At 62.6% G+C, this 23,416-nt stretch carries 19 protein-coding genes; 9 read left to right on the top strand and 10 right to left on the bottom strand.

Going from position 1 to position 23,416, the window contains the following annotated elements; all coding sequences use genetic code 11:
* Window positions 1-404 precede the first annotated feature (404 nt).
* A complete protein-coding gene (locus KR227_RS07890; RefSeq protein WP_218364819.1) occupies window positions 405-854 on the top strand; it encodes a hypothetical protein in 450 nt (149 codons plus the stop codon).
* 99 nt (window positions 855-953) lie between these two features.
* Here KR227_RS07890 and gyrB read toward each other — a convergent pair whose 3' ends face one another.
* The 5 genes from gyrB to dnaA all read right to left on the bottom strand — a co-directional run bounded on the left by gyrB (window position 954) and on the right by dnaA (window position 8,860).
* Entirely contained in the window at window positions 954-3,023 is a 2,070-nt protein-coding gene (gene gyrB / locus KR227_RS07895) for a DNA topoisomerase (ATP-hydrolyzing) subunit B (protein ID WP_218364820.1), read from the bottom strand.
* A gap of 166 nt (window positions 3,024-3,189) precedes the next feature.
* Entirely contained in the window at window positions 3,190-3,849 is a 660-nt protein-coding gene (locus KR227_RS07900) for a DciA family protein (RefSeq protein ID WP_370625211.1), read from the bottom strand.
* Entirely contained in the window at window positions 3,846-5,090 is a 1,245-nt protein-coding gene (recF, locus tag KR227_RS07905) for a DNA replication/repair protein RecF (RefSeq protein WP_218364821.1), read from the bottom strand. The genes KR227_RS07900 and recF overlap by 4 nt, the downstream gene beginning before the upstream one ends.
* Window positions 5,091-5,100: 10 nt before the next feature.
* Window positions 5,101-6,306 carry a DNA polymerase III subunit beta gene (gene dnaN, locus KR227_RS07910; protein ID WP_151549762.1) on the bottom strand — a complete coding sequence of 402 codons (1,206 nt, stop codon included), beginning with the start codon at window positions 6,304-6,306 and terminating at the stop codon, window positions 5,101-5,103.
* A 766-nt stretch (window positions 6,307-7,072) separates the two neighbouring features.
* Complete coding sequence (dnaA, locus tag KR227_RS07915; RefSeq protein WP_218364822.1) at window positions 7,073-8,860, bottom strand: chromosomal replication initiator protein DnaA; 1,788 nt, start codon at window positions 8,858-8,860, stop codon at window positions 7,073-7,075.
* Between the two features lie 1,493 nt (window positions 8,861-10,353).
* Here dnaA and rpmH point away from each other — a divergent pair.
* The 8 genes from rpmH to KR227_RS07955 all read left to right on the top strand — a co-directional run bounded on the left by rpmH (window position 10,354) and on the right by KR227_RS07955 (window position 16,150).
* A complete protein-coding gene (gene rpmH / locus KR227_RS07920) occupies window positions 10,354-10,497 on the top strand; it encodes a 50S ribosomal protein L34 (RefSeq protein WP_083878205.1) in 144 nt (47 codons plus the stop codon).
* A gap of 83 nt (window positions 10,498-10,580) precedes the next feature.
* Complete coding sequence (rnpA, locus tag KR227_RS07925; RefSeq protein WP_218364823.1) at window positions 10,581-10,967, top strand: ribonuclease P protein component; 387 nt, start codon at window positions 10,581-10,583, stop codon at window positions 10,965-10,967.
* Complete coding sequence (gene yidD, locus KR227_RS07930; RefSeq protein WP_218364824.1) at window positions 10,903-11,214, top strand: membrane protein insertion efficiency factor YidD; 312 nt, start codon at window positions 10,903-10,905, stop codon at window positions 11,212-11,214. The genes rnpA and yidD overlap by 65 nt, the downstream gene beginning before the upstream one ends.
* A gap of 157 nt (window positions 11,215-11,371) precedes the next feature.
* The gene (gene yidC / locus KR227_RS07935; protein WP_218364825.1) at window positions 11,372-12,328 is read left to right on the top strand and encodes a membrane protein insertase YidC; all 957 of its coding nucleotides are present in this window, start codon (window positions 11,372-11,374) and stop codon (window positions 12,326-12,328) included.
* 189 nt (window positions 12,329-12,517) lie between these two features.
* Window positions 12,518-13,198, top strand: coding sequence for a 16S rRNA (guanine(527)-N(7))-methyltransferase RsmG (gene rsmG, locus KR227_RS07940; RefSeq protein ID WP_218364826.1), 681 nt, complete (start codon window positions 12,518-12,520; stop codon window positions 13,196-13,198).
* 177 nt (window positions 13,199-13,375) lie between these two features.
* Complete coding sequence (locus tag KR227_RS07945; RefSeq protein ID WP_218364827.1) at window positions 13,376-14,308, top strand: ParA family protein; 933 nt, start codon at window positions 13,376-13,378, stop codon at window positions 14,306-14,308.
* Window positions 14,309-14,424: 116 nt separating this feature from the next.
* Window positions 14,425-15,513 carry a ParB/RepB/Spo0J family partition protein gene (locus KR227_RS07950; protein ID WP_218364828.1) on the top strand — a complete coding sequence of 363 codons (1,089 nt, stop codon included), beginning with the start codon at window positions 14,425-14,427 and terminating at the stop codon, window positions 15,511-15,513.
* A 31-nt stretch (window positions 15,514-15,544) separates the two neighbouring features.
* Entirely contained in the window at window positions 15,545-16,150 is a 606-nt protein-coding gene (locus tag KR227_RS07955) for a hypothetical protein (RefSeq protein ID WP_218364829.1), read from the top strand.
* A gap of 13 nt (window positions 16,151-16,163) precedes the next feature.
* Here the strand turns inward: KR227_RS07955 and KR227_RS07960 are convergent, their stop codons facing one another.
* The 5 genes from KR227_RS07960 to murJ all read right to left on the bottom strand — a co-directional run bounded on the left by KR227_RS07960 (window position 16,164) and on the right by murJ (window position 23,409).
* On the bottom strand, window positions 16,164-17,348 hold the full coding sequence (locus tag KR227_RS07960) for an N-acetylmuramoyl-L-alanine amidase (protein WP_218364830.1): 1,185 nt from the start codon (window positions 17,346-17,348) through the stop codon (window positions 16,164-16,166).
* A 159-nt stretch (window positions 17,349-17,507) separates the two neighbouring features.
* The gene (gene trxA, locus KR227_RS07965) at window positions 17,508-17,831 is read right to left on the bottom strand and encodes a thioredoxin (RefSeq protein ID WP_218364831.1); all 324 of its coding nucleotides are present in this window, start codon (window positions 17,829-17,831) and stop codon (window positions 17,508-17,510) included.
* 35 nt (window positions 17,832-17,866) lie between these two features.
* Window positions 17,867-18,808, bottom strand: coding sequence for a thioredoxin-disulfide reductase (gene trxB, locus KR227_RS07970; protein ID WP_218364832.1), 942 nt, complete (start codon window positions 18,806-18,808; stop codon window positions 17,867-17,869).
* A 232-nt stretch (window positions 18,809-19,040) separates the two neighbouring features.
* Window positions 19,041-19,676: a sigma-70 family RNA polymerase sigma factor gene (locus tag KR227_RS07975; protein ID WP_255549197.1), complete on the bottom strand. Its 636-nt coding sequence runs from the start codon at window positions 19,674-19,676 to the stop codon at window positions 19,041-19,043.
* A gap of 211 nt (window positions 19,677-19,887) precedes the next feature.
* Window positions 19,888-23,409: a murein biosynthesis integral membrane protein MurJ gene (murJ, locus tag KR227_RS07980; RefSeq protein ID WP_218364833.1), complete on the bottom strand. Its 3,522-nt coding sequence runs from the start codon at window positions 23,407-23,409 to the stop codon at window positions 19,888-19,890.
* Between the last annotated feature and the right edge of the window lie 7 nt (window positions 23,410-23,416).

The following is a 23,416-nucleotide window of genomic DNA, read 5'->3' on the forward strand; positions in this document are numbered from 1 at the left end:
CTCTTATGGTTTGGGTTTCTCAGAATCCAATCTCCGCCATTCTACTCCCCTTTTCGCCGCAGAGTGGCACTGAGCGCGATTTAGGCGCATTTTTTCGCTTATCGACGCTACTATGATCGAATTCACACCACCCTTCCGGCCCGCATAGCGGCTCTCAGGCGCGCACAGAGAAAGAAAATGATTCCCCGTTCTCTTGGCGCCGACCCTCTGCTCATGTAAGCTATGTTGCAGTTGTGATTGCAGTGAAAGTATGTGACTACTGAGGTGGTCGGCTGAGCTGTGGCGGAAGAGTCACAACACGCGAATACGATCCTTGTAGTTCCACATTTCTCAGGTGCGCCGAAAAATGTGGAACTACAAGGATATTGCGTTATCTGCAGCTCAGAGCCCGTACCATGAGGGTCATGCAACATTTACGCGAACTGCTCACCAAGGACGATGACACCACCAGCGCCGTCGTTTCCGACTTCAGCGCCCTGGTGGAGAAGAAGGTGCAGGAGCAAAGCGGTATCTCCGGCAAGCTGCTCACCGGTGCTCTCGCCGCCGCCAAGAAGGTGGATGCGGACATCGTGAATAAGGCTTCCCGCCGCCTGCTCCCCGAAATGGCCGATGAGTTGGATCCCTACTGGCAGAAGTTCCAGGAGCCGGGGGCTGGTCATAGCTTCGGCACCTACCTCGAGGAGAACTCCACCGAGGTGGTCAACTCCATCATGACCGTGGCGGACCGCAACGCCGATAAGATCTCGGCCGCACCGCTGAAGAAGGTCTACTCCTCGGTCCGGGGCAAGAGCGAGAAGCTCATCACCGACTCCCTCTTCGAAACCGGAGAGATCATCCACAAGCACGCCAGCTAAACGGCCCTATCTGCACCGCGATACACCACCACCCGCCTCCTGCACTGCAGGGGCGGGTGGTGTGCTGTATGCGGGCTGCGTGACTACGCAGCGGCGCTCCTAGATATCGAGGAAGCGCACATCCTTCGCATTGCGGGTGATGAAGCTGCGGCGGGCGCGCACATCATCGCCCATGAGCACGGAGAAGAGCTCATCGGCGGCCTGGGCATCGCCCACATCCACGCGGCGCAGAATACGGGTCTCCGGATCCATGGTGGTCTCCCATAGCTCCTTGGCGCTCATCTCGCCCAGACCCTTATAGCGCTGGATGCCATCATCCTTGTTGATCTTGCGGCCCTCAGCCAGACCGGCGGCCAGCTGCTCATCGCGCTCGCCATCAGAGAAGGCGAAACCGGGCCGGCCCTTGCCCCACTTCAGCTTGTACAGCGGCGGCTGGGCCAAGAACACATGGCCTTCCTCAATCAGCTGCGGCATGAAGCGATAGAGCAGCGTCAGCAGCAAGGTCGCGATATGCTGGCCGTCCACATCGGCATCGGCCATCAGCACGATCTTGTGATAGCGCAGCTTATTGATGTCGAACTCATCATGAATACCCGTGCCGAGAGCAGTGATGATGGCCTGCACCTCATTGGACTTCAGCACGCGATCCAAACGGGCCTTCTCCACGTTCAGGATTTTGCCGCGCAGCGGCAAAATGGCCTGGAACATCGAATCGCGGCCGGACTTCGCGGAACCGCCTGCGGAGTCACCCTCCACGATGTAGAGCTCGGAACGCACCGGATCCTTCGAACGGCAATCGGCCAACTTACCGGGCAGGCCACCGAGATCGGTGGCGGACTTGCGCCGCACCAGATCACGGGCACGGCGGGCAGCCTGGCGGGCATGCGCAGACGCCAGCGCCTTGCTGATGATCACCTTCGCTTCGGCGGGGTTGGCCTCCAACCAGTCCGCGATGTGCTCATTCACCATCTTCTGCACGAAGGAGCGCACCTCGGTATTACCGAGCTTGGTCTTGGTCTGGCCCTCAAACTGAGGGTCAGCCACGCGCACGGAAATCACCGCAGCCAAGCCCTCGCGGCAGTCCTCGCCGGTGAGCTTGCCGTCCTTTTCCTTGAGCAGCTTGTGGGATTGCGCATAGCGGTTCATCAAACTGGTCAGAGCCGCGCGGAAACCCTCCTCGTGGGTGCCGCCCTCGATGGTGTTGATGGTGTTCGCGAAGGTGTGCACGGACTGCTTAAAGCCCTTGTTCCACTGCATCGCGATCTCCACCTCGTGCTCATCGGTCTTGGCATCGAAGCCGATGATGGTGGGGTGGATCGGGGTCTTCGTATCGTTGAGATACTCGACGTAGTTGATCAGGCCCTCAGGATAGAAGAACTCACGAATCTTGTCCTTCTTCTTCCCGGGCTTATCCTTAGCGTCCTCGCCGAGCGCCTCGCGGCTTTCTTCCTGCTCATCGATATCATCCAGGGAAGGAGTATCAATGGCGGCGGCGTCCTCGCCGGCCTCGGCGAGCGCATCGAGCTCGGCCTCGGCATCGGAGACGCGCTTATCGATCAGCTCGATCTTCAAACCCTTGTTCAGGAAGGCCATTTCCTGCAAGCGGCGGGCGATGGTGTCGAACTTAAACTCTGTGGTTTCGAAGATCTCCGGATCCGGCCAGAAACGCACCGTGGTGCCGCTGCCGCGGGCGTTGCCGCCCTCCACCAGCTCCTCCGGAATCGCATTCCTGAAGTTCTGCAACCAGTGCTTGCCATCGCGCTTGATATCCGCCTCAACACGCGTCGAGAGCGCATTGACCACCGAGATACCCACACCGTGGAGACCACCGGAGACCGCATAGGACTCCGAGTCGAACTTGCCGCCGGCGTGCAGCTGCGTCATAACCACCTGCACGGTCGGCGCGCCCGAGGGGTGCATTTCCACGGGAATACCACGGCCATCGTCGACGACTTCCACGCCGCCATCCTCCAAGAGAGTAACTTTCACCTTGGTGGCATAGCCGGCCATGGCCTCATCGACGGAGTTATCCACGACCTCCCACACTAGGTGGTGGAGGCCGCGCTCACCGGTAGAACCGATGTACATGCCGGGGCGCTTACGCACTGCCTCAAGACCTTCGAGGATGGTAATTGAGGAGGCATCATAAATGTGTTCGGTGCTAGCCACTGTAATTACTCAAACTCCTTGAAACAGATTAATTAGACCCCTCCATATTACACCCCTACAGGCCCAATTACCGCCTTCACTCCCCGATGAGCTATCCCCCTACTTGCCTGGCGCCTCATTCGCTCTCAGGCAGAAACAGGGCGGGCTAGACGCACCGGCCCAGAGCCTATCCGTAGGTATCGCGGGGCCCGCGCCCTTTTACGTGCAGCGGGCCATGGCGCCAGCTGGGTGCCTCGGGGCCGTGAATCTTCAAGGTAGTGACCACATTGGGGCCCACCTTTTCTGCGATTTTCGCCAGGATCATGCGCTGCATGGCGCGCAGATTCGTCGCCTGCGGGGTGGTGGAACAGCGTACGTAGACGGTGGTTCCCTTCACCCTTTCCACCACGGCATAGCCGGCGATCGTCGGCCCCACCAGCTCCGGCCAGTGGGTCTGCACCCAGCCATTGGCTAAGTCCTTGCCCCAGCCCCGGGCCGTGATTTCCTCCGAAAGTACCTCCCCCACCGAGGAGAAGGTGCGGGCTCGGCGCAGTGCCCGCCCATCCGGGCCGGTGGCGCGCAGCACGGTATTCGAACCGCGCCGCAAACGCCAGGATCGCGGCGTCGAGGAGGACTTGTCTAAGCCCATACGCTGCAACATCGCCGAGGAATCGGCGCGATCAGAATCCAGGCGGCGGGTGGTATCGCGGCGCTGCCGCGATAAATCCGGCACATATCCCCGGCGCTTTTTCGCCTCGGCGCGCACCGCCTGAAAAGAACGGCTAATCAGATCTGCCGCGCGGGCCGGTGGCTGCGCCGCGGCCGGTGGCTGCTGCTTGTCGCTCACGAGGACGCCCCCTCCTCGGGCTCAGCCGCGGCAGGAGGATCGATGGGCATGGGGGTAAGCGTCGATAAGCGAGCGTGCTCCTTGCCCTCTGGATCGGCGACGGCCTCCACGAAGTAGCGAGCAGCAATGTGCTCATCCAGGTTATCGGGCAGGTCATCGCCCACGGCTGCGGTGATAAGCACCTGCTCGGCGTCCTGGGCCAGGCCTACGAGCTGGGCGCGGCGGCGCGCATCCAGCTCGGCAAAAACATCGTCCAGGATGAGCACCGGATCGGTGCCATCGCCGCGGTGCAGATGAAACTCCGCAAGCCGCAGCGCCAAGGCCATGGACCACGTCTCGCCATGTGAGGCGAAGCCCTTGGCCGGCTGGCCGCCCAACATGAGCTGAATATCATCACGATGCGGCCCGGCCAGGGTGATCCCCCGCTCGATCTCGTTCGCGCGCACCGCCGCCAGACGCGCCATCAATGCCGCCTCCAGCACTCCCCGATCGGGCCGGCCCTCGATTTCTGCCAGGGTGTCATTGAGCGAGGAATCATAGGCGATCGACGCCGGCCGGGATTCTGGGGCCAACCCACTATAGGCGCCGGTAACCAACGGCTGCAGCTGCTCAATGGTGCGCAGACGCTCCTCGAGGACGATCGCGCCGCAGCTGGCCAACTGCATATCCCAGGAATCGAGGGTGGCCAGGGTGGCGGCGCCATCATCGGCGGAATAGCCGCGGCGCAGCGCCGCATAGTTCGACTTCAACAGCGCATTGCGCTGGCGCACGATCTTGTCATAATCCGCCTTGACCCCGGCGACCCGTGGTTTACGCGAGGCGATGATCGCATCCAGATAGTGGCGGCGCTCAGCCGGTTCCCCGCGCACCAAGCTGAGATCCTCTGGGCCGAACATCACGGTTTTGAGCACGCCAAGCAGTTCGCGGGTGCTTTTGAGCTTGGTGCGATTAATGCCGGCCTGATTGCCGCCGCGGGCCTTGATTAACACATGACCAGCGAGTTCACGGCCATCGTTGACCACCGTGGCCGATGCCCGTGCCGCCTGGGCGCCCTCGCGCACCAGCGGCGCATCGGTGGAGACCCGGTGGGAGCCGAGATGCGCCACATAGCCGGCCGCCTCCACAATGTTTGTTTTGCCGTGCCCATTGCGGCCGGTAAACACCGTGATCCCGGGAGTCAGATCGATCTCGAGGCTCGGCCACGAGCGGAAATCGCGCAGGCTGAGATGCCGAATGTACACCGCGGAGGAACTAGCCCGGCAGGCGAACCGGCATCAGCAGATAGGTGAATTCCGACCCCGGGGTGGGGAACTCACCAGCGGAATTAGCCTCGATGGCTTCCTCCGGCTCGGGGATGATGATCGCCGGGCGGGAAGGAGCGGTGAAACCAAAGACCACGCGCTGTCCCGGCATGGCATTGAGCCCCTCCTTGAGATACGAGGGGTTAAAGGCGATGAGCAGGGAATCCTGGCCCTCGGCGCCCTCGCCCACCTGATAGTCACAGGGCAGCGACTCCTCGGCGTGGCCGGAATCGGTGGCACCGGCGGCCAAGACCACCTGGCCCTCGGAGAAGTGCATGCGGATCTGCGCATTGCGCTCGGCCACGAGGGAGACGCGCTTGATGGCGTCGAGAAGCGGGCCGATAGCCACGGTTGCCAAAGAGGTGTGCACCTTCGGCAGGAGCGGATCGTAGTTCGGGAACTCCGCATCCAGCATGCGCGTGGTGGTCTGGCGGTTGCGGGTATGCACGCCGAAGAGACCATCGGCGCCCACCTTCTCGCCGGTACCGGCGGCGATCTCCACGTTCTCGTTGAGCGAGGGATCGATGGAGCGGGCGTTTTCCTGCAGGGTTTTCGCCGGGATGAGCAGGGCGGCCTCGACATCATCGGCCACCGGCTCCCACTCAAAGCGCCGCACCGCGAGGCGGAAACGGTCGGTGGCGGCCATGACCACGTTCTTTCCCTGCACCTTCATGTGCACGCCGGTGAGCATCGGCAAGGTGTCGTCTTTACCAGCGGCGATGGCCACCTGCGACACCGCCTCGTTGAAGAGGCTCGGGTTCACTCGACCGGTCACCTCGGGCAGTGTGGGCAGCGCGGGATAATCATCCAGCGGGATCAGCGGAAGCTCAAAGCTGGAGGAACCGCAGCGGAAAAATGCCTTGGACTCGTCGGTGCGCACCTCGATGGGCTTATTCGGCAGCGAACTCACAATATCCGAGACCAGCTTGCCGGGAACGGCGATGCGACCCGGCTCATCGATCTCCGCGGAGATGCTGACCTTGGTGGATACTTCATAGTCGAATCCGGCCAGGGTGAGGCCATCATCGTCGGCGCTAATCACCATGCCGCGAAGTACCGGCTGGGTGGGCTTGGTGGGCAAACTACGAGCGACCCAGCCCACGGCTGCGGAAAAGTCATCTTTCGATACTCGGAAAGACACAGGCTGCGATTCCATGCTTAGCTGAGGCTCCTTCAAGCACAAGCAGCCGCTGAGCAGCCAAGAAACTGTGTTATCAGGTCCTCGGCGATACGGCGAATATGGCCCAGTATCGGCTCATCGGCGGCAAAACAATTGTTCTTCCCTCCCAGCCTACAAGAATCACACTCCGCTATAAACCGGGATCCACGCGGAAGGGGATATGTGATTCCGGCTCCCAGCGCGGCGCGGCGTGCCGTCGTGGCGGGTGCGGTGAATGACAGGAATCGGCGCCGCGTCCACACCCCCTATTTCTTCTTAGATCAATCCATAACTTTCTTTGGTAGTAGCAGTAGGTGCTGTGCAATCTGTGTAATTCCACGATCTGCGCAGCTCACCCTAGCGTTGCGGCATGTGTTCCAGGCTGTGCATAGCGGGTGCATAACTAGAGGGGGTTGTGCACAACTTTCCACCCCTGCTCGTTGTGCACAGTGCATGCACCGTCGAGGCGGCTGCGAACAACAGAAAATCGCTACTTATGCACAGGCGGCGACCTGCGGTTTCTTTGAGCGTCCAGTAAATGACAATTCTGTAATTACACAGCTGTGAATAACTCTGTGGATAACGCCCTCAGTGCGCGTCTCGCCGCCCCCGCCGCTGCCCCCTTCGCCCAGTACAGATACGACACAGCGCCCGTGGCACGTAGTGTGCACACGGGCGCTCTCAGGCCGCGGTCGGCGGGAGGTGCTCCTGCCCTACCCCGCGGGGGTGACGGTCTGGCTACAAGCCTGGCTCGGAGGCTTCGCTAGGCGGAGCCATTCTTAATGAGCTGGGTGAGTTCCTGGATCTGATCGTAGGTTTCGCGGTTTTCCTGCATCTCGTTTTTGATCTTGCGCACCGCATACATCACGGTGGTGTGGTTCTTGCCGCCGAATTTCTCGGCGATCTGGGGCAAGGAGAGAGCGGTGAGCTCACGGCAGAGGTACATCGCCAGCTGGCGGGCATGCACCACCGCGTGGGTTTTGCTCGTGCCGGTGATGGTGTCCACCGAGATATCGAAGTAGTTAGCCGAGGCCGTAATGATGGTCTGCCCGGTGATCTCGACGTGCTTGTTCTCCGGCATGATGTCGCGTAGCGCCACCTCGGCGTGCTCGATGGTGATTGGCTGATTGGTCAGCGAAGAAAACGCCGCCACTCGAATCAGCGCGCCCTCGAGTTCACGAATAGAGGACTCGAAGCGGCTGGCGATCAGCTCCAGCACATCGCGCGGCACCTGCGTGCCATCGTCCTGGGCCTTCTTCATCAAAATGGCGATACGGGTTTCCAAGTCCGGGGGCTGAATATCGGTGATTAGCCCCGCGGCAAAACGGGTGCGCAGACGATCCTCGAGGGTGGTCAGCTCCTTTGGGGGCCGGTCCGAGGACAAAATGATCTGCTTATCCGCCTGGTGGAGGGCGTTGAAGGTGTGGAAGAACTCTTCCTGCGTTCCCTCTTTGCCCTCGAGGAATTGGATGTCATCCACCATGAGGATGTCGAGGTTGCGGTAGCGCCGCTTGAAGGCTTCCTGGCGATCATCGCGCACCGAATTGATGTAGTCATTAGTGAATTCCTCACTGGAGACATACTTCACACGCAGGCCCGGCTGCAGCACCTGCGAGTAGAGCCCCGCAGCATGCAAGAGGTGGGTTTTCCCCAGCCCCGAGCCGCCCCAGATAAACAGCGGGTTGAAGGCTTTCGCCGGGGTTTCCGCCACCGCGACTGCCGCGGCGTGGGCGAAACGATTAGACGATCCGATGACGAAGGAATCGAAGGTGTACTTCGGATTCAGTGATCCTTCCGCGGAGGCCTTGGGGGCCGGCTGTTCGCGGGTATAGCGCTGCGGTGCCGCCTGCGGGTTGGGTGCTGGGTGGCCGAAGCCCACCGAGGCATCGTGGCCGCGCTGCGGCAGCGAGTCATGGTGCTGCGCCCCATGCTGGCCGGGCTGAGGGGGTTGGCCGTGGTGGGGGCGTTGGCTCTGCTGGGTGTGCTCGGAGTACTGCGGTTGTTCGGAATAGTTGGCGTGGCTTTCCTGCCAATTCCGCTCCTGCCAGCCCTGATCCGCCCACTGCTGCTGCGGGGTCTCTCCCTCGGAGTGCGCGGTAGGCTGCGCGCTGCTCGGCGGCGGAACGACCGCCGCGTTGTCGTTATTGAGCATCTCCGTGGCCGCGGTGTTCGCCGCCTCGCTGGGGTCTGGGTGGTGCTGGGTGTGCTCGGAATACTCCGTGGCCTGCTCGGGGTCCGCGGCGGCGGTCTCCGGCATGATTGCTTCCGGATTGACGCTGACGGCAAGTCCCGTCGGTCGGCCCATGTGGGTGGTGAGAACCGAGGTCAGCGCAGGTCCTAAGTCCTGTTCAATCACGGTTTTTGCCATGGCATGAGGCGCGGCGAGTACCGCATAGCCCGGCACGAGGGCCACGGGGGTGACGAGGCTGAGAAACCCGCGCTGGCGGGCGCTAATTGGTCCGATCCCGGAGGAGGGTTGCTCAGACAGCGCCAGCAGATCGTTAATCACGCTCTGCCACGTCTGGGCGAGAGAACCAGAATGCTCTGTCACAGGGAAAGCCCCTTACTACACGGGTGGACGGACAATCACGGGCACAGCACCACCACCGGGTGATGGCACGCGGAAACGACATATCCGCACCATCCCTGCTCCCAGGCACGATACGTTTTCCCAGCGAGGATGTCGTTTCCGAATAACGGTGTCCTCGCAGGGAGCTGCAGCCACCAGCCATGGACACCCCGAGCTCACCGCTATCGCGGCGACGCGAGGAAACACCCAAGCCCAGGGGCGCAGGCGCGCCTGAAGCCGGTCTCCCCTCTCCCCAACGGCCTTGTCGAGCTTGTTCATAACCGCAGAAAAAGCGGATTATCTAAGCCGAAAAGAACGCCTCGCTGTGGATACACGGTTGTGTGATTACACCGCCGTGTGCACAGAGCCGGCAAAGCCGAACTCCATGGTGATGCGGAGTTTTCCACAACGTTATCCACAGCTGTGAATAACTGGACTGCACAAGCGCTATCCACAGCCTAGTCGAGAGCCTGTGCATAACTAAATCGCCGAAAAAATGGGTTCTGAGCTGCACCAAAGCACTGGCCTCGGAGGAGTCTCAACTTCAGCTTTAGAGTTATCCACAGCCACGGGGTGTTCACAGCTGTGTTTAATTCACGGTTTCCATTGTTACCCGCCGGTGGTGGATGCAGTCCAACAATTGCAGGGAATATCAATGCTGTAATTATCTTTATCGCCGGGCCTTCGCTCGGAAAGCCGATAATCCCAGATTGCGATGACATGCTCTTTTCCTTAGCGCAGCGGCATTGCCGCAGGAGCGAAAGAAGAGGGATGCAGGGTGTCGCGCTGAAAATTACAATCGCGGTATTTCAGGGGTAAAAAACGCCGATCTTCCCCCCGCCGCAGAGCCGTGGCGCTCCGCCGGCTCGTCGCCTCTGGCCGCGCGAGTTAAGGGTGTAGATGGCAGTAGCGAGTGCGCCTTACACTCCTCGAGGCGGGTGCTGGCGGGATCAGCTAAATACCAGTACACCCGTACTATTTGTGCGGCATATGGGGCGGTACACACCGGCCCGCGAGGGCACCGCTGTTGCAGCACAGCTACAGCAGGAAAAGCACAGTGATGTAAGTTAGCCCAGCTAGCGCCACGAATCTTATCCGCGTGGCAACTTGTTATTCACGACGGTCGTACCGTATTCTGTCTAGGTCTATTGCGGTCACGCAGCTGCATCATGGGTTCAACCTGAGGTTGAGCCTTGCAGGTGGAGTGGGCAGGGCCGCGTGTGGACGATGCTTTGGCGGTACAGTGCGCTGATCCGAGCGCCGGCTCGGAGGTGGGTGACCACCTCATTGCGGAAGCTGAAGTATCGATCTGCATCCTGTTTCGCTTCGGCGGAAGAGGGGAAGAAGAGAATTCATCTCATGAGTTCCTTAGGCGTCGCGCAGCGCCAGCGTCTCAGGCCGCCCTCGCGGTCTGAGCCTCTCGTGCTGAGCAGCGCGGAGCTTGTGACAGCAAACTTTCAAGGAGTGTTTGACCTATGGCTAAGGGCAAGCGGACTTTCCAGCCCAATAACCGTCGTCGTGCCCGCGTCCACGGTTTCCGTACTCGTATGCGCACCCGTTCCGGTCGCGCTATCGTCGCTGCACGTCGCCGCAAGGGCCGTGCTCGCCTCACCGCGTAGTTTTCTTTTCCCGTGAGGCGGCGGTGTCACGCAGTGTGTGACCCGCGGCTTCGCCACCGAAAAATTACTCGAGGGGCGCACTGATGCTTCCGAAGAACCTCAAAATTGGTTCCTCTGCGGAGTTTTCGCAGGCTGTATCCGGTGCAAGCCGGGCCGGAACCAAGCGCGTGGTTGCCTATTACTCGCGCGCCTGCGGGGAGCGGGAGCCCCAGGTGAGCTTTGGTGGGCCGCATTTTGGGCTCATCGTGTCTAAAGCCGTCGGGAATGCTGTGATTCGTCACCGCGTCGCCCGGCGGCTGCGGCATATCTGTGCCGAGCTCGCCGAGGAGCTCGATCGCACCGACCGAGTGGTCATTCGGGCGCTGCCTGCCAGCGCCGATGCCCCCTCAGAGAAATTAGAGGACGATGTTAGACGAGCACTCGCACGCAGTCGACGACGCTTCGCCGAGCGCGCCGCACAGTCCGACTAGGCCCGCTCGGCGCGGCCCACTGACTGCGGTGTTAGTAGCCGGGGTGCGGCTGTACCAGAAGTATCTTTCTGGGCTCAAAAGCGGCCCGAGCTGCCGTTTCGAGCCGAGCTGCAGTGCCTATGCGCTTGCGAGCTTGCAGCGCTTTGGAGCGTTGCGTGGAGTGCTGCTCACCGTTATTCGTCTGAGTAAGTGTGGTCCCTGGCATCCGGGCGGCTATGACCCCGTGCCCCCGGTGCAGAGAAAATGATGAAATATACTCGCATATGTGTCGCCGGTGGCGGCGCGAGCGAACACCCCGTGTGGCTGTGTTTTTCTGCGGCACGACGCAGGCGCTGAGCGGCGCGCTGCTGAACCCCTGAACGATCATCACACCACGTAGCAGCTAAAGGAGCATTCAGAACGCCGTGCTGGATCCTATTTATTACGCAATTTCTGCCATCTTGTGGTTTTGGCACAAGGTGGTCAGTTATGTCCTCGACCCCGACTCGGGTGTGTCCTGGGTGCTCGCCATCGTTCTTCTGACGGTGACCATCCGTGCCTTCCTCGTCAGGCCCATGCTCAAGCAGATGCGTTCGACGCTGAAGATGCAAGAGATGCAGCCGAAGATGCAGGCCATCCGCGAGAAGTACAAGAACGACCAAGCCAAGATGATGGAGGAGTCGCGCAAGCTGCAGAAGGAGATGGGCGTCAATCCCATCGCCGGCTGTATCCCGCTGCTCGTCCAGATGCCGGTGTTCATCGGCCTGTTCCACGTGCTGCGGTCCTTCAACCGTACCGGTACCGGCGGCACCCAGCTGGGCCTGTCCATTGAGGTCAACCGCAATACCCCGAACTACATCTTCGGTGTCGATGAGGTGCAGTCCTTCCTCGATGCTCGTATCTTTGGGGTGCCGCTATCGTCCTATATCTCCATGCCCAATGAGATGTTCGGCGCCTTCGGCACCGTGGACTTCACCCGCGCCAAGATCATTGCCGTCGCCACCCCGCTGATCCTCATCGTGGTCTTCGCTACCCACATGAACGCCCGCTTGTCGGTGTCCCGCCAGGAGGAGCGTCGCCGCTCCGGCAAGACCAAGGCCCCGCAGAATGACATGATGGCCACCCAGATGCAGATGATGAACAAGATGATGCTCTGGTTCATGCCCGGCATCATCCTCTTCACCGGTGTCTTCTGGCACATCGGACTGCTCTTCTACATGGCATCGAATAACGTGTGGACCTTCTTCCAGCAGCGCTGGATCTTTGCCAAGGTCGACGCCGAGGAGGAGGAAGAGCTCGCCCGCAAGCGCGAAGCGAAGCGCACCACTGCTCCTCGCCCCGGCCAGAAGCCGAAGAACCCGAAGAAGGGCAGCAACTCTTAAACGCGCCCTAGCGGCCTAGAGTTCTAGCGACTTAGTAAGCCCCCGCGGCCCAGCATCCTCTTCGCAGTGATGCTGGGCCGCGACTCATATTCCCCCTTGGGATGGCCCGCATAGGGCAACGTATAGTGAGGAAGACAGTGCAGTCTGGCCGAGCATGAGATACGGCCAGCGCCGAGGATGAGGAAAGGGATGTTTCACGTGAAACCAGAGTCGGAGGGCGAGCAGAGCACCGAGCTGACTCCACCGCCTGCGAGCGCGGCTGCCGTCTTCGGCGAGCGCCTTGACCTCGCTGTGCGCTATCACGCCTCGCTCGCGACCACCGGCACTCAGCGCGGCTTCATCGGCCCCCGCGAGATCCCCCGGCTTTGGGAGCGGCATATCCTCAACTGCGCAGTGGTCACCGAGGCGATACCGGCCGATGCCCGCCGCGTGGCCGATATTGGCTCCGGTGCGGGCCTGCCCGGCATTCCGGTGGCTATTGCCCGTCCCGATCTTTCCATCACCCTCATCGAGCCGCTGCTCAAGCGCTCCACCTATCTGCGGGAAGTGGTAGAAGAGCTGGAATTGGACAACGTCACGGTGGTGCGTGGCCGCGCCGAAGAAAAAACCGTGCGCGCCGAGGTTGGCCGCTTCGATGTGGTGACCTCGCGGGCGGTGGCCCCCTTGGGCAAGCTCGCCCGCTGGTGTATGCCGCTGGTGCGCCCGAATGGGAAAATGATTGCCCTCAAAGGCTCGAGTGTGCACGAGGAATGGGAACGCGATCACGCCATCATCGCCAAGGCCGGCGGTGGACTGGGCACGATCATGACCGTCGGCGAGGGTGTGCTGGAGCAACCCACCACGGTGATCAGTATCCCGCGCCGCCGCTAGAGATTGCTGCGGGTGCGCCGGCCTCATACCCCATTGGTTGGTGACACAGTGAGGCACTAGGCTAGAGGCCTAGGTGTGCGCGCCAGGAGGATGGCGTCGATAAGCATGATGGCCATGATCCGGGCAGCGCACGCGGTAGTCTCATAGGCCAGCCATAGAGGGGATAGATCAGCGAGCATGCATGAAACTACGTGGGACGACACACCCATTGCCGCTGCGGCACAGCGGGCGGCGCAGGTGCGCACCCCGAATGCGCTGAAGCTGCCTCGACCCGAGCGGCCGCGCATCATGACCATTGCGAATCAAAAGGGCGGGGTGGGTAAAACCACCAGTTCCGTCAATCTTGCCGCGGGTCTGGCGATTTGCGGGCTGCGGGTGCTGGTGATTGACCTCGACCCGCAGGGCAATGCCTCCACCGCGCTTGGCGTGGAGCATCGCGCCGGCACCATCTCTAGCTATGAGCTGCTCCTTGGCGAAACCACCGCCGAGGAGGCGATGCAGAGCTGTGAGTTCTCGGAGAATCTCTTCTGCATTCCCGCCACGATCGATCTGGCGGGCTCGGAGATCGAGCTGGTGTCCATGGTGCGCCGCGAATATCGCCTGGCAGATGCCATTAATGAGGACTTCCTCACCGAGCACGACCTGGACTATGTGCTCATCGACTGCCCGCCCTCGCTGGGCTTGCTCACGATTAACGCCATGACCGCCGTCAATGAGGTGATCATTCCGATTCAGTGCGAGTACTACGCACTGGAGGGCGTGGGCCAGCTGCTCAATAACATCTCCATGATCAGCACCCACCTCAACCCTGATCTGCACATCTCCGCGATCCTGCTCACCATGTATGACGGCCGCACCAAGCTGGCCGAGCAGGTCAGCAGCGAGGTGCGCAATCACTTCGGCGAGGTGGTGCTCAATACCGTGATCCCGCGCAGTGTGAAGGTCTCCGAGGCGCCAGGCTATGGCCAGACAGTGCTGGAATATGATCCCGGTTCGCGTGGCGCCATGGCCTATCTGGATGCGGCACGGGAGCTGAATAATCGCGGCGACTACCCCGCCACCGAGGAGTCCTCCCCTATCGGCCAGGTCCCCTCCGGCGATGAGGATTGACGGAATACATGCTCGGGAAAGATACTGGGGGCGAGCGGGGCAATCGTCTCGATCGCAGGCGCTTAAGCGCCACTGCAGTGCCCACGCGGAACGCAAACGAAGGATGTTGAGCAACCATGGCGAATGAAACTCGTAAAGGCGGTCTCGGCCGCGGTCTCGCGGCGCTGATCCCCGATGGCTCCGCAAAGCCTCGGCTGGGCAATAATGCCGCGAGCATCGTTTTGGGCGAATCCTCTCGCGAGCGCGACGCCGCCGCTAAGCAGGGAGGACGTGCCTCCCAGGGTGGTTCTCAGGGCGCCCGCGGCCACGGCAGCAACGGCCAAAGTGGCACCGGCCAGGGCCGGCAGCGCAGCCAGAAGGGCGTGCAGCGCAGCCGCCCCGAGAATATCCACGAGGACTACTCCACCCCGATGGGGGCGACGTACCGGGAGATCCCCATTGGGCTGATCGAGCCTAATGAGAAGCAGCCCCGCGAGGTCTTCGATGAGCAGGCCATGGCCGAACTCACCCACTCCATCAAGGAGTTTGGCCTCATGCAGCCCATCGTGGTGCGCGAGGTAGCCGATGGCTATGAGCTGATCATGGGCGAGCGCCGCTGGCGCGCGGCCACCAAGGCCGGCATGCAGGAAATCCCCGCGATCGTCCGCGAGACCGAGGATTCCACAATGCTGCGCGACGCGCTGTTGGAGAATATCCACCGCGTGCAGCTCAACCCGCTGGAAGAGGCCGCCGCCTATCAGCAGCTGCTGGAGGAGTTCGGCGTCACCCAGGCGGAACTGGCCGATAAACTGGGCCGCTCCCGGCCGGTGATTACCAATATGATCCGGCTGCTCGCCCTGCCGGTGTCGGTACAGCGCACGGTGGCTGCCGGGGTGCTCAGCGCCGGCCATGCCCGCGCCCTGCTAGGCGTGAAGGTGGGCGAAGAGGCCCAAGAGAAGCTCGCCAAGCGGATCGTGGCCGAGGGCTTGAGCGTGCGGGCCACCGAGGAGGCCGTGACCCTGCTCAATCGTGGTGGCAACGCGGAGAAAACCCCGCCCCGCGAGAAGGCCCCGCAGCCGGAATACCTCACTCACGCCGCCGAATCCCTGGCCGATAGCTTGGACACCAAGGTGACCGTGCAGGCCGGTAAGAAGAAGGGCAAGATCATCGTGGAGTTCGCGGGCCGCGAGGACTTCGAGCGTATCGTCGAGCTCCTCGAGCGCTAATGTAGGTGCACGCTACGGGCTGGGGATCACAATGGGCACCGATCACATCCAGCTGCTGCGGCTCGATCCGCGCGGTCTAAAGCATGTGCACCCGCAGGCGCGCCGCAGCATCTTCTGGGAGGTTGCGGCCGCCGATGAGGCCCTCATCCGCGATAGCGCCCTAGAAAAAGAGGCGTGGATCGTCCATGCCGCCACCACGCTCGGGGTGTGCGGCTTCAACCTCATCACCCCCGCCGAGACCCTCGGCACCATCCTCTTCTGCCCGCCCGCGCTCGCCGGCGGCGTCAGCCGCCTGCCCAGCGGCCCAGTTCCCCGCCGCGCTATGCTGCTCAGCTCCTTATTTCGCACCCCGCATCTGGGTACTGCGCCGGTGCTTATCGACGCCGCCCTCATGCACCTCAGCCGCCGCGGCATAGAGACCGTGCAGGCCTTCGGCTGGCGCGCCAGCGGCCGGGAGGAGCTGGACTGGGTGCCCGAGCGTATCGGTCTGATGAGCGAAGAAGAGCTGCGGGCCGCAGGTTTTGAGGTGGTGCGCGAGCACCCCGTGGTGCCCCGGCTAGAAATACGCTTGCCGCCAGACACCTCAGTGTTGGCGGCGGCGGCCATGGACACCCTCAGCGCGGAGCTGCGCTGCTAGCGGGGGTATCGGCTTAGCAGTTTTCTTGCTCGAGCAGTTCGGCGAAATTGTAGGTGCCGGTGGGCTGATCATCGGCATCCATGAGATAGAGGCGCTTCACGGCCACCACGATGGCCTCGGCGATATCATCGCGCACCATCGGGTCGGTCAGCTTCGCCACATCGGCATCGTTGGTGAGATAGCCGGTGACGACCTCCACGGTAGGCATCTGGGTCAGGCGCAGAAGCTCCCAGGTGCGGCCGTGATTGCCGCAGTTGATCATTTGGGTGCGGGCAACGATCTCGCGCTGAATGAAGCCGGAGAGCTTCTCCCCTGTCAGCGAGGAGGAGCCGAGGGCAGAGCCGAAGTAGAACGTGGCCACGCCGGAGGCTTTGTCATTCTTGTAGCGATCGGCCTGGAGGCAGATCATGAGATCCGCACCAAAGGCATTGGCCACATCGGCGCGGGACTCCGCGGAGGAATTATCGCCGCGCGGGCGAGAGAGGATGGTCTCCATACCGGCTGCGATCATGCGGCCTTCGAGGCGGGTGGCGATATCCCAGAGGATTTCTTCTTCCGTAATGGCGCCATAGGTGCCCACGACCGTCATGCCTTGGTCTTTGCCTCCGAGGCCTGGGTCGATCACAACTCGCTTACCGGCGAGACGCGGCCCAGCGCGGCGAATCTGCTCATCCTCGCGGATCGCCTGCGGGCAGCCACCGGTGATGCGTAGTCCCAGCCGGCTGAGGGCCTTGATGGTCTTAGGCCCGCAAATACCATCGGTCTCAAGACCGTAGTTGAGCTGGTAGTTTTTCACCGCATCAAAGGAGTTGGGCCCATAGCGGCCGTCGATGCGGTCGGTGTAGAAACCGAGTTCTTGCAGCTGGGTTTGCAGTTGCACCACGTCATCTCCCACCAGGGTGTTATTCGGCTGGTACTGCAGTACGCGGGCGCCCAAGGTATAGGAGGCCTCGCGAAGGGCACGGAGCGTGATCTCACCAATACAGCCATCGGCGATGATGCCGCGGGATTGCTGGAAGGCGCGAACGACCTCGGCAAGGGCGGTATCAAACAGCGTGTCGGTTGCTGCATAGCTATCGAAGTCATCAGAAGATCCGTCCGCGGATTCGTCGACGGAAAGCAGTCCGAGACGAGCAAGGCTCTTCCGTACTTCCGCTACGCGCGGGCTACGGTCACCAACCCGCAACACGTCCACCACCGAGGTCCCTTCTACATAGATTGCAGCCGCGCAGCGCGGCTTTTTTGTGCGCAGCACGACAACTGATATCTCAGCGTGTCACTATTCTAGGCGCGGGCAGCCCGCTAAACGAAAGTTGCTGAGAAAGGCACTTTCACGCTGTCGTTTTAACCCTACCAGTTACGCAAGTGACGCAAGTTTTTCCACGTATTCGCGCTTCGGCCGCACGCCCACGTATTCCGCAACCTTCTCGCCGCCCTGGAAGATCACGACGGTGGGAATGGACATGATCTGAAACATTGCGCCCAAGTTGCGCTCTGCATCCACATCCACCTTGGCCACTACCGCAGTATCGCCGACCTCCTCGGCAACCTGCTCGATTACCGGCGCGAGCTTCTTGCAGGGGCCGCACCATTCGGCCCAGAAATCCACCAAGACCGGCTTCTCGGACTCGATCACGGTGGACTTAAACGTATCGCTGGTGAGGTTGATGATCTTAGACATGGGGGTCTCCTTGGAGAGTGAATAACGGGCGGGGGTTAGTGCAGCGTGTCTTCCAGCTCGCCCAGATAGTGCTGGGCGTCGATGGCGGCGCGGCAGCCGGTGCCGGCGGCGGTGATGGCCTGCTGATAGTGATTATCCACGAGGTCGCCCACGGCGAAGACGCCGGGAACGCTGGTGCGGGTGGAGGGCTCCTGGACGCGCACGTGCTTGGTGTCGGTGAGCTCCACTTGCCCGGCGGCGATATCCGAACGCGGATCGGCGCCAATGGCCACGAACATCGCGGCCACCGGCAGCTCGGAGGTATCGCCGGTGACGGTATCGCGCAGCAATAGCGAGGACACCTTGGACTCGCCGCGCACCTCCTCGACCACCTTGTTCACCATGAACTCGATCTTCTCGTTGTTCTTGGCGCGCTCCAGCATGATCTTGGAGGCGCGGAACTCCTCGCGGCGGTGGATGATGGTGACCTTGGAGGCGAAGGTGGTGAGGAAGTTGGCCTCCTCCATGGCGGAGTCGCCGCCGCCGACAACGGCGATCTCGACGTCCTTGAAGAAGAAGCCATCGCAGGTGGCGCAGGCGGAGACACCGCGCCCCAGTAGCTCCTTTTCTCCGGGCACGCCCACATAGCGCGGCGCGGAGCCCATCGCCAGGATCACGCTGCGGGCCCGGAACTCCTCCTCGCCCACGCGCACGATCTTCACCTCGCCGCTAAGATCCGCCGAGTCCACCATCTCCATGCGCAGATCAGCGCCGAAGCGCTCGGCCTGGGAGCGCATCTGCTCCATCAGCTCGGGGCCCATGATGCCCTCGGCGAAACCGGGGAAATTCTCCACCTCGGTGGTGGTCATCAAGGAGCCGCCGTACTCATAGCCCTCAAAGACCAGCGGCTTGAGCTCGGCGCGGGCGGCGTAGATGGCGGCGGTATAGCCTGCCGGGCCGGAGCCGATGATGATGACGTCGTGGATCGTGTCGCTCACTGTGAGATGCGTCCTTTACTGTTGATTCTGCGGCTAAAGTCTGCGGCGGGAAGCCGCCTATCGAGCGGCCCTAGCTGCGCGTCAGTGTGTACCTCTGCCACCCTACCCAAGCGGAGGGAAAGGCTTCAGCACGCGGTGCGCTCCGCCTACGCCGTGGTATAACGCCGCGGCGCTATCCCTCATTCCCGCGCGCCGCTGTGGCGGCGGGGTGGCGTCGACAAGCGCGGGGCGACTAATTAGCCCCAGCGAGCAGATCCGCGATCTCTGCGGGGTCGGTGTAGAGCTGCTGCAACTTGCTGCGGGCGCGGGCCCGCCGCGACTTCACCGTGCCCACGGCCACGCCCTGGTACTCGGCCACCCACTCCACGGTGTAGCCGGCGATATCGATGAGATAGAGCGCCTCCCGCTGCTCCGCGGAGAGCGTCCGCATGATCGTCAGCAGCGCCAGCCGCGAGAGCTCGCTACTGAAGGGATCGTGGCTGTGCCGGTAGGCAAGGGCGCGGGAATGGGTGTCATCATCCATCACGGTCAGCTCGTGGCGCTGATGCGGGCGCCGGTGGGTGAAGTCATAGCCGGTATTCGATACCAGCTTGTGTAACCAGGTGGATAGGGTGGCCTCGGCGCGAAAGGTGTGCATCCGCTGCGAGGCCTTGAGTAAGGCTTCTTGCACGATATCCCAGGCGTCGTGCTCGGTGCGGCTATAGCGGCGGGCGGTGAGAAAAAGCGTCGTGTGGTGCTGTCGCACGATATGGCGAAAAGCCTTCTCGTCCCCGGCCAGATGCTGGCTCACCAGCTCCACATCGGCGCGGCCTCTCTCCCCCTGTGTGCGAGGCGTGGACTGAATATCGGTCGGCATCGGTGTGTTCATGATCTTCTCCCCCAGATGAACGATGAACAGTAGAGGCGGTTAGATTCTTCTGCACGCGGTACGGCGCGCAGAAGTAGTGTGCGAAAAATCCATAGCTAAGCAAAAGGACCGGTGCACACCATGATGTGCACCGGACCTATATGGGGGGATAGAGCTGAGCTAGACGGTCATATCGTGGGCTAAGGCTAGCCTGTGCCGCTGCGTGACGACGCTACTCTGCACTCTCCTCCTTCCCGGTATCCACGATCCCCTTGACGCGGATTTCCTGGATATCTGCGGGCTTCGGAGACTTGGCGCTGCCCGAGGGCATCGGTAGACGCTCGATCCAGACCACCATGCCGCGATAATAGGTGGGATCCTCGCCTGTTTGTAGCTTCGGCAGAGTCACCACGGTAGAGCCCGAGCGCAGCACCGCGCGGCCGAGTTCGCTGAGCTGATCTCGGGAGTCCACGTCATCGGAGTCCGTGGTGAATCCCAGGATGCTCACGGTGGTACCACCGGTATCGGCGAGGAACTCCACCTCCGCTGGGGAAGCCGGCTGGGCGAAGTCGATCTTTAAGCCCACCCCATTTTTGATCTCCTCGCGCTCCCCAAACTGGGCGCGATAATCATCGGTGCGCCAGCTCGTGGACACATCGCCGTCGATTACCAGCTCCGCCAGCTGCGGATTATCCGGCCACTCGGCGGGGCGGGTCGCGGGATCACCCGGCTCCCATTCCTCGGCGCGGGTGAGCTTCACCTTGGTGGCTTTGAGCACCTTCTCCGGCGCGCCGGAAATGGAGTCCGAGTTCACCGGGCTATCGGCGCGGTTGCCGCCGACAATGCCGAGCAAATAGACGCTGGAGGCGGCCACCAGCACCACTAGGCCCACCGTGGCGATAGAGACCAGGGTGAGGCCGGCGCGGGTATATCCCTTGGAACCGAAGCCCGGCGAGGAGGTGGGATCGGGCGCGGCATCCGCGGCCACCTCGAGATAGTGCTCGGGATGATCCGAGCCCATACCGAACTCGTAGAGATCATCGGCCATCACCCGCGGGTTCACCGTATCGGAATCATAGAGCTGAGAGGTGAGATGCTGCAGCTCCCGGCCGGCGCCCTCATCCTCCACCAGCTGCTCCACGGCCTTGGCAATATAGCGCAGATCTTGGCCATAGTCATTGCTCTCCAGCACCGCTGGGAAGGCGAGCACGGCCCGGCCATCGGTGTTCACGCGGATGCGATCAAAGTGGTCGAAGCCGAGCGAGATGCCGGTCTCCTCGGCCGTGGCGGCGGCGTCGAGAAGCGAACTCATGGCATAGGCCACCGCGCGCGGATTGGCGCCGGTGAAGCGCTGGCGCTGCGCGCCGGACTGGGCGCCGACGGTAAGCGAGTTCAAGGCGGTGCCCTCCACCCAGTCCGCCACCACGAGGCAGCCCGCGCGATAGGGCAGCACGTGGATATTATCGGCGATCGCCGGATGGTTGAGCTCCGCGAGGGCACGGGTGGTGCGGGTGACCTCGGCGGCGCGCTGGGCGGCCGTGGCGGGGCTGACAGGGGCCGCGGGGATCTGCATGCCCTGGGTGTCCACGAACACGAGCGCCACCTGCTGGCCGGTGCGTTGATCGCGGGCGTGCCAGAAGCGGGCGCCCGGGACCCGACCATAATCCTGCAGGAGGCGGTAGCGGCCATTGGCCACAGCGGCACCCGGGACCAGGCGCGGGATGCGCACCTCGCCGGCCGACATCGGCGGCGGCACCGGGGAGGCGGTAAAGGGCTCCACGGTGACCAGCTGGGTGGATAGCTCGGCAGTAGTGGCGGCGGGCAGCCCCTCGTTCGCCGAGTCCTCCTCGTCGGCTTGCGGGGTGCGGAGCACGCGGTTGAGCACCGGCACCCGGCTGAGCTGGCGGGAGAAGGCACTGACCTCGGGCAGTCCCGAGCGGGAGAGCACGATGGCGGTGACGATGAGGAATACGGTGCCGGTGATCGCGGTGCGCAGCATAATGACCACCGAGGAGGCCGCGCCGAAGAAGGTCAGCTGCAGCAGCCAGTCTAGGACCAGGCCGACGCCGGCACCGACCAGCGAGGCGCCAATGACCCACAGGGTGGAGGTCATGATTTCCTTGCCGCGCAGCGATCCCAGTTTGCGGCGCAGGAGGAATACACCGATCACCGCGCCGCTGACAAAACCAAAGCCATTGGCGGCGCCGAGCAGAATCACCACGCGGGAGGCGGAGGTAGCCACAAAGGGGGCGGCCGCCGAAAGCAGGATCTTCACCGTGGTGATACCGGCGATGATGAAGGTGGGAGTCCACGCCTCCTCGCGGGCATAGAACACGCGCAGGTGCAGCAGCACCAAGGCATAGGGAATGAGGGTGAAGGCCGAGAAGCTCAGGGTCCAGCCCAAGATATCGGCCTCGGCGGGAGTGAATTGGCCATAGGCGAAGAGCGCATTGGCGATATTGGTGCCGAAGGCCATGAAGAACACGATCACCGGGATCAAGGCGGCGAAGGTGAGCTTGGAGGCCCAGGTGAGATCCCGCACCACGGCCTTATCATCGCCCTCGGCGGCGTTGCGCGACAGCCGCGGCATGATGGCGGTCAAAAGGGTTACGCCGATGACGCCATAGGGCACCTGCAGCAGCAGCCAGGCCTGCTGATAGATCAGCGGGGCGCGGGCATCGGCATTGGAGGCGATGCGGGTGGTCACGATATAGCCCAGCTGCGAAATGGCCACATAGATGACGATGGCGATGGCCATCCCGGCGAACTCTTTGAGGCGATCATCGATGCCCCAGAGCGGGCGCAGATCGATGCCCTTTTTGCGCAGCGGCGGCACCAGCAGCAGCGCCTGCACCACCACGCCCATGGTGGTGCCCACACCCAGCAGCAGCACGTGTGGGTCGGTCACCGAGGCCTGTTCGGCCGGGTCCAGCGCCCCCGGCACCATCCAGTAGAGGGCGAAGGTGGCCAGGCACACCACGTTGTTCCACACCGGCGCCCATGCCCCAGGCCGGAATACGCCCTTGGTATTGAGCACCGCCATAAACAGCGAGAAGATGCCGTAGAAGAGAATCTGCGGCAGCACCAGATAGGCGAAGGAGGTCGCCTGAATGATATTGACCTTGCCCTCATCGTCAATGGTCAGTCGCGTCAGCAAGGGGGCGGTGAGCACCGCGAGCGTGGTGACGACGATGAGTAGCGTCAGCGCCAGGGTGAATAGCCGCCGGATGAAGGCCGCTCCCCTATCGGGGTCTTCCTTCTCGGCGCGCACGAGCACCGGCACCACCAGGGAGGTGAGCACCGCTCCGAGCACAATCTCGGTAACGAGATTGGGCAGCGTATTGGCCACGGTGAAGGCCGATCCCACCGCCGAGCCAAGGGTGGCGCCAATGGCGAGGTTGCGGAGAAAGCCGGTGATACGGCTAATCAGGGTGGCAATGGCCATGGAGCCGCCGGCGCGCACCACATCGGAGTCGCTGGTGGTGCCCTGCTCCTCCTCCTTGGTGGCCACCGGGGAGGAGGTTCCGGCCGCGGTGACCGGCTCGGTGGCGGCCTCCTGCTGCGCCTCGTAGAGGGCTTGGGCCGGTTCGGCGGCCAGCTGCGAGTGATCGCTGTGCTGGCTCTCCCGCTGCTGCTTCCGCTTTTCCTGAACGCTAGGTCGGGATTCGGGGAGCGGCGCGGGTGGTGCCGGCGGCACGATGCGGCCGCGTAAGCCGGGCCGTTGGCCCGCTGCTGGCGTGTGCTTGTCTGTCACTTCTCAA

The sequence above is a fragment of the Corynebacterium sp. TAE3-ERU30 genome, assembly GCF_019209925.1.
Lineage (GTDB): Bacteria > Actinomycetota > Actinomycetes > Mycobacteriales > Mycobacteriaceae > Corynebacterium > Corynebacterium megadyptis.

Bases quoted from the DNA above. Each gene is read 5' to 3' on its own strand.
- yidD (WP_218364824.1), top strand. From the start codon at position 10,903: ATGTTAGACGAGCACTCGCACGCAGTCGACGACGCTTCGCCGAGCGCG.
- rsmG (WP_218364826.1), top strand. From the start codon at position 12,518: ATGTTTCACGTGAAACCAGAGTCGGAGGGCGAGCAGAGCACCGAGCTG.
- KR227_RS07975 (WP_255549197.1), bottom strand. From the start codon at position 19,676: ATGAACACACCGATGCCGACCGATATTCAGTCCACGCCTCGCACACAG.
- rpmH (WP_083878205.1), top strand. From the start codon at position 10,354: ATGGCTAAGGGCAAGCGGACTTTCCAGCCCAATAACCGTCGTCGTGCC.
- dnaN (WP_151549762.1), bottom strand. From the start codon at position 6,306: ATGGAATCGCAGCCTGTGTCTTTCCGAGTATCGAAAGATGACTTTTCC.
- rnpA (WP_218364823.1), top strand. From the start codon at position 10,581: ATGCTTCCGAAGAACCTCAAAATTGGTTCCTCTGCGGAGTTTTCGCAG.
- trxA (WP_218364831.1), bottom strand. From the start codon at position 17,831: ATGTCTAAGATCATCAACCTCACCAGCGATACGTTTAAGTCCACCGTG.
- KR227_RS07945 (WP_218364827.1), top strand. From the start codon at position 13,376: ATGCATGAAACTACGTGGGACGACACACCCATTGCCGCTGCGGCACAG.
- KR227_RS07890 (WP_218364819.1), top strand. From the start codon at position 405: ATGCAACATTTACGCGAACTGCTCACCAAGGACGATGACACCACCAGC.
- KR227_RS07955 (WP_218364829.1), top strand. From the start codon at position 15,545: ATGGGCACCGATCACATCCAGCTGCTGCGGCTCGATCCGCGCGGTCTA.
- KR227_RS07950 (WP_218364828.1), top strand. From the start codon at position 14,425: ATGGCGAATGAAACTCGTAAAGGCGGTCTCGGCCGCGGTCTCGCGGCG.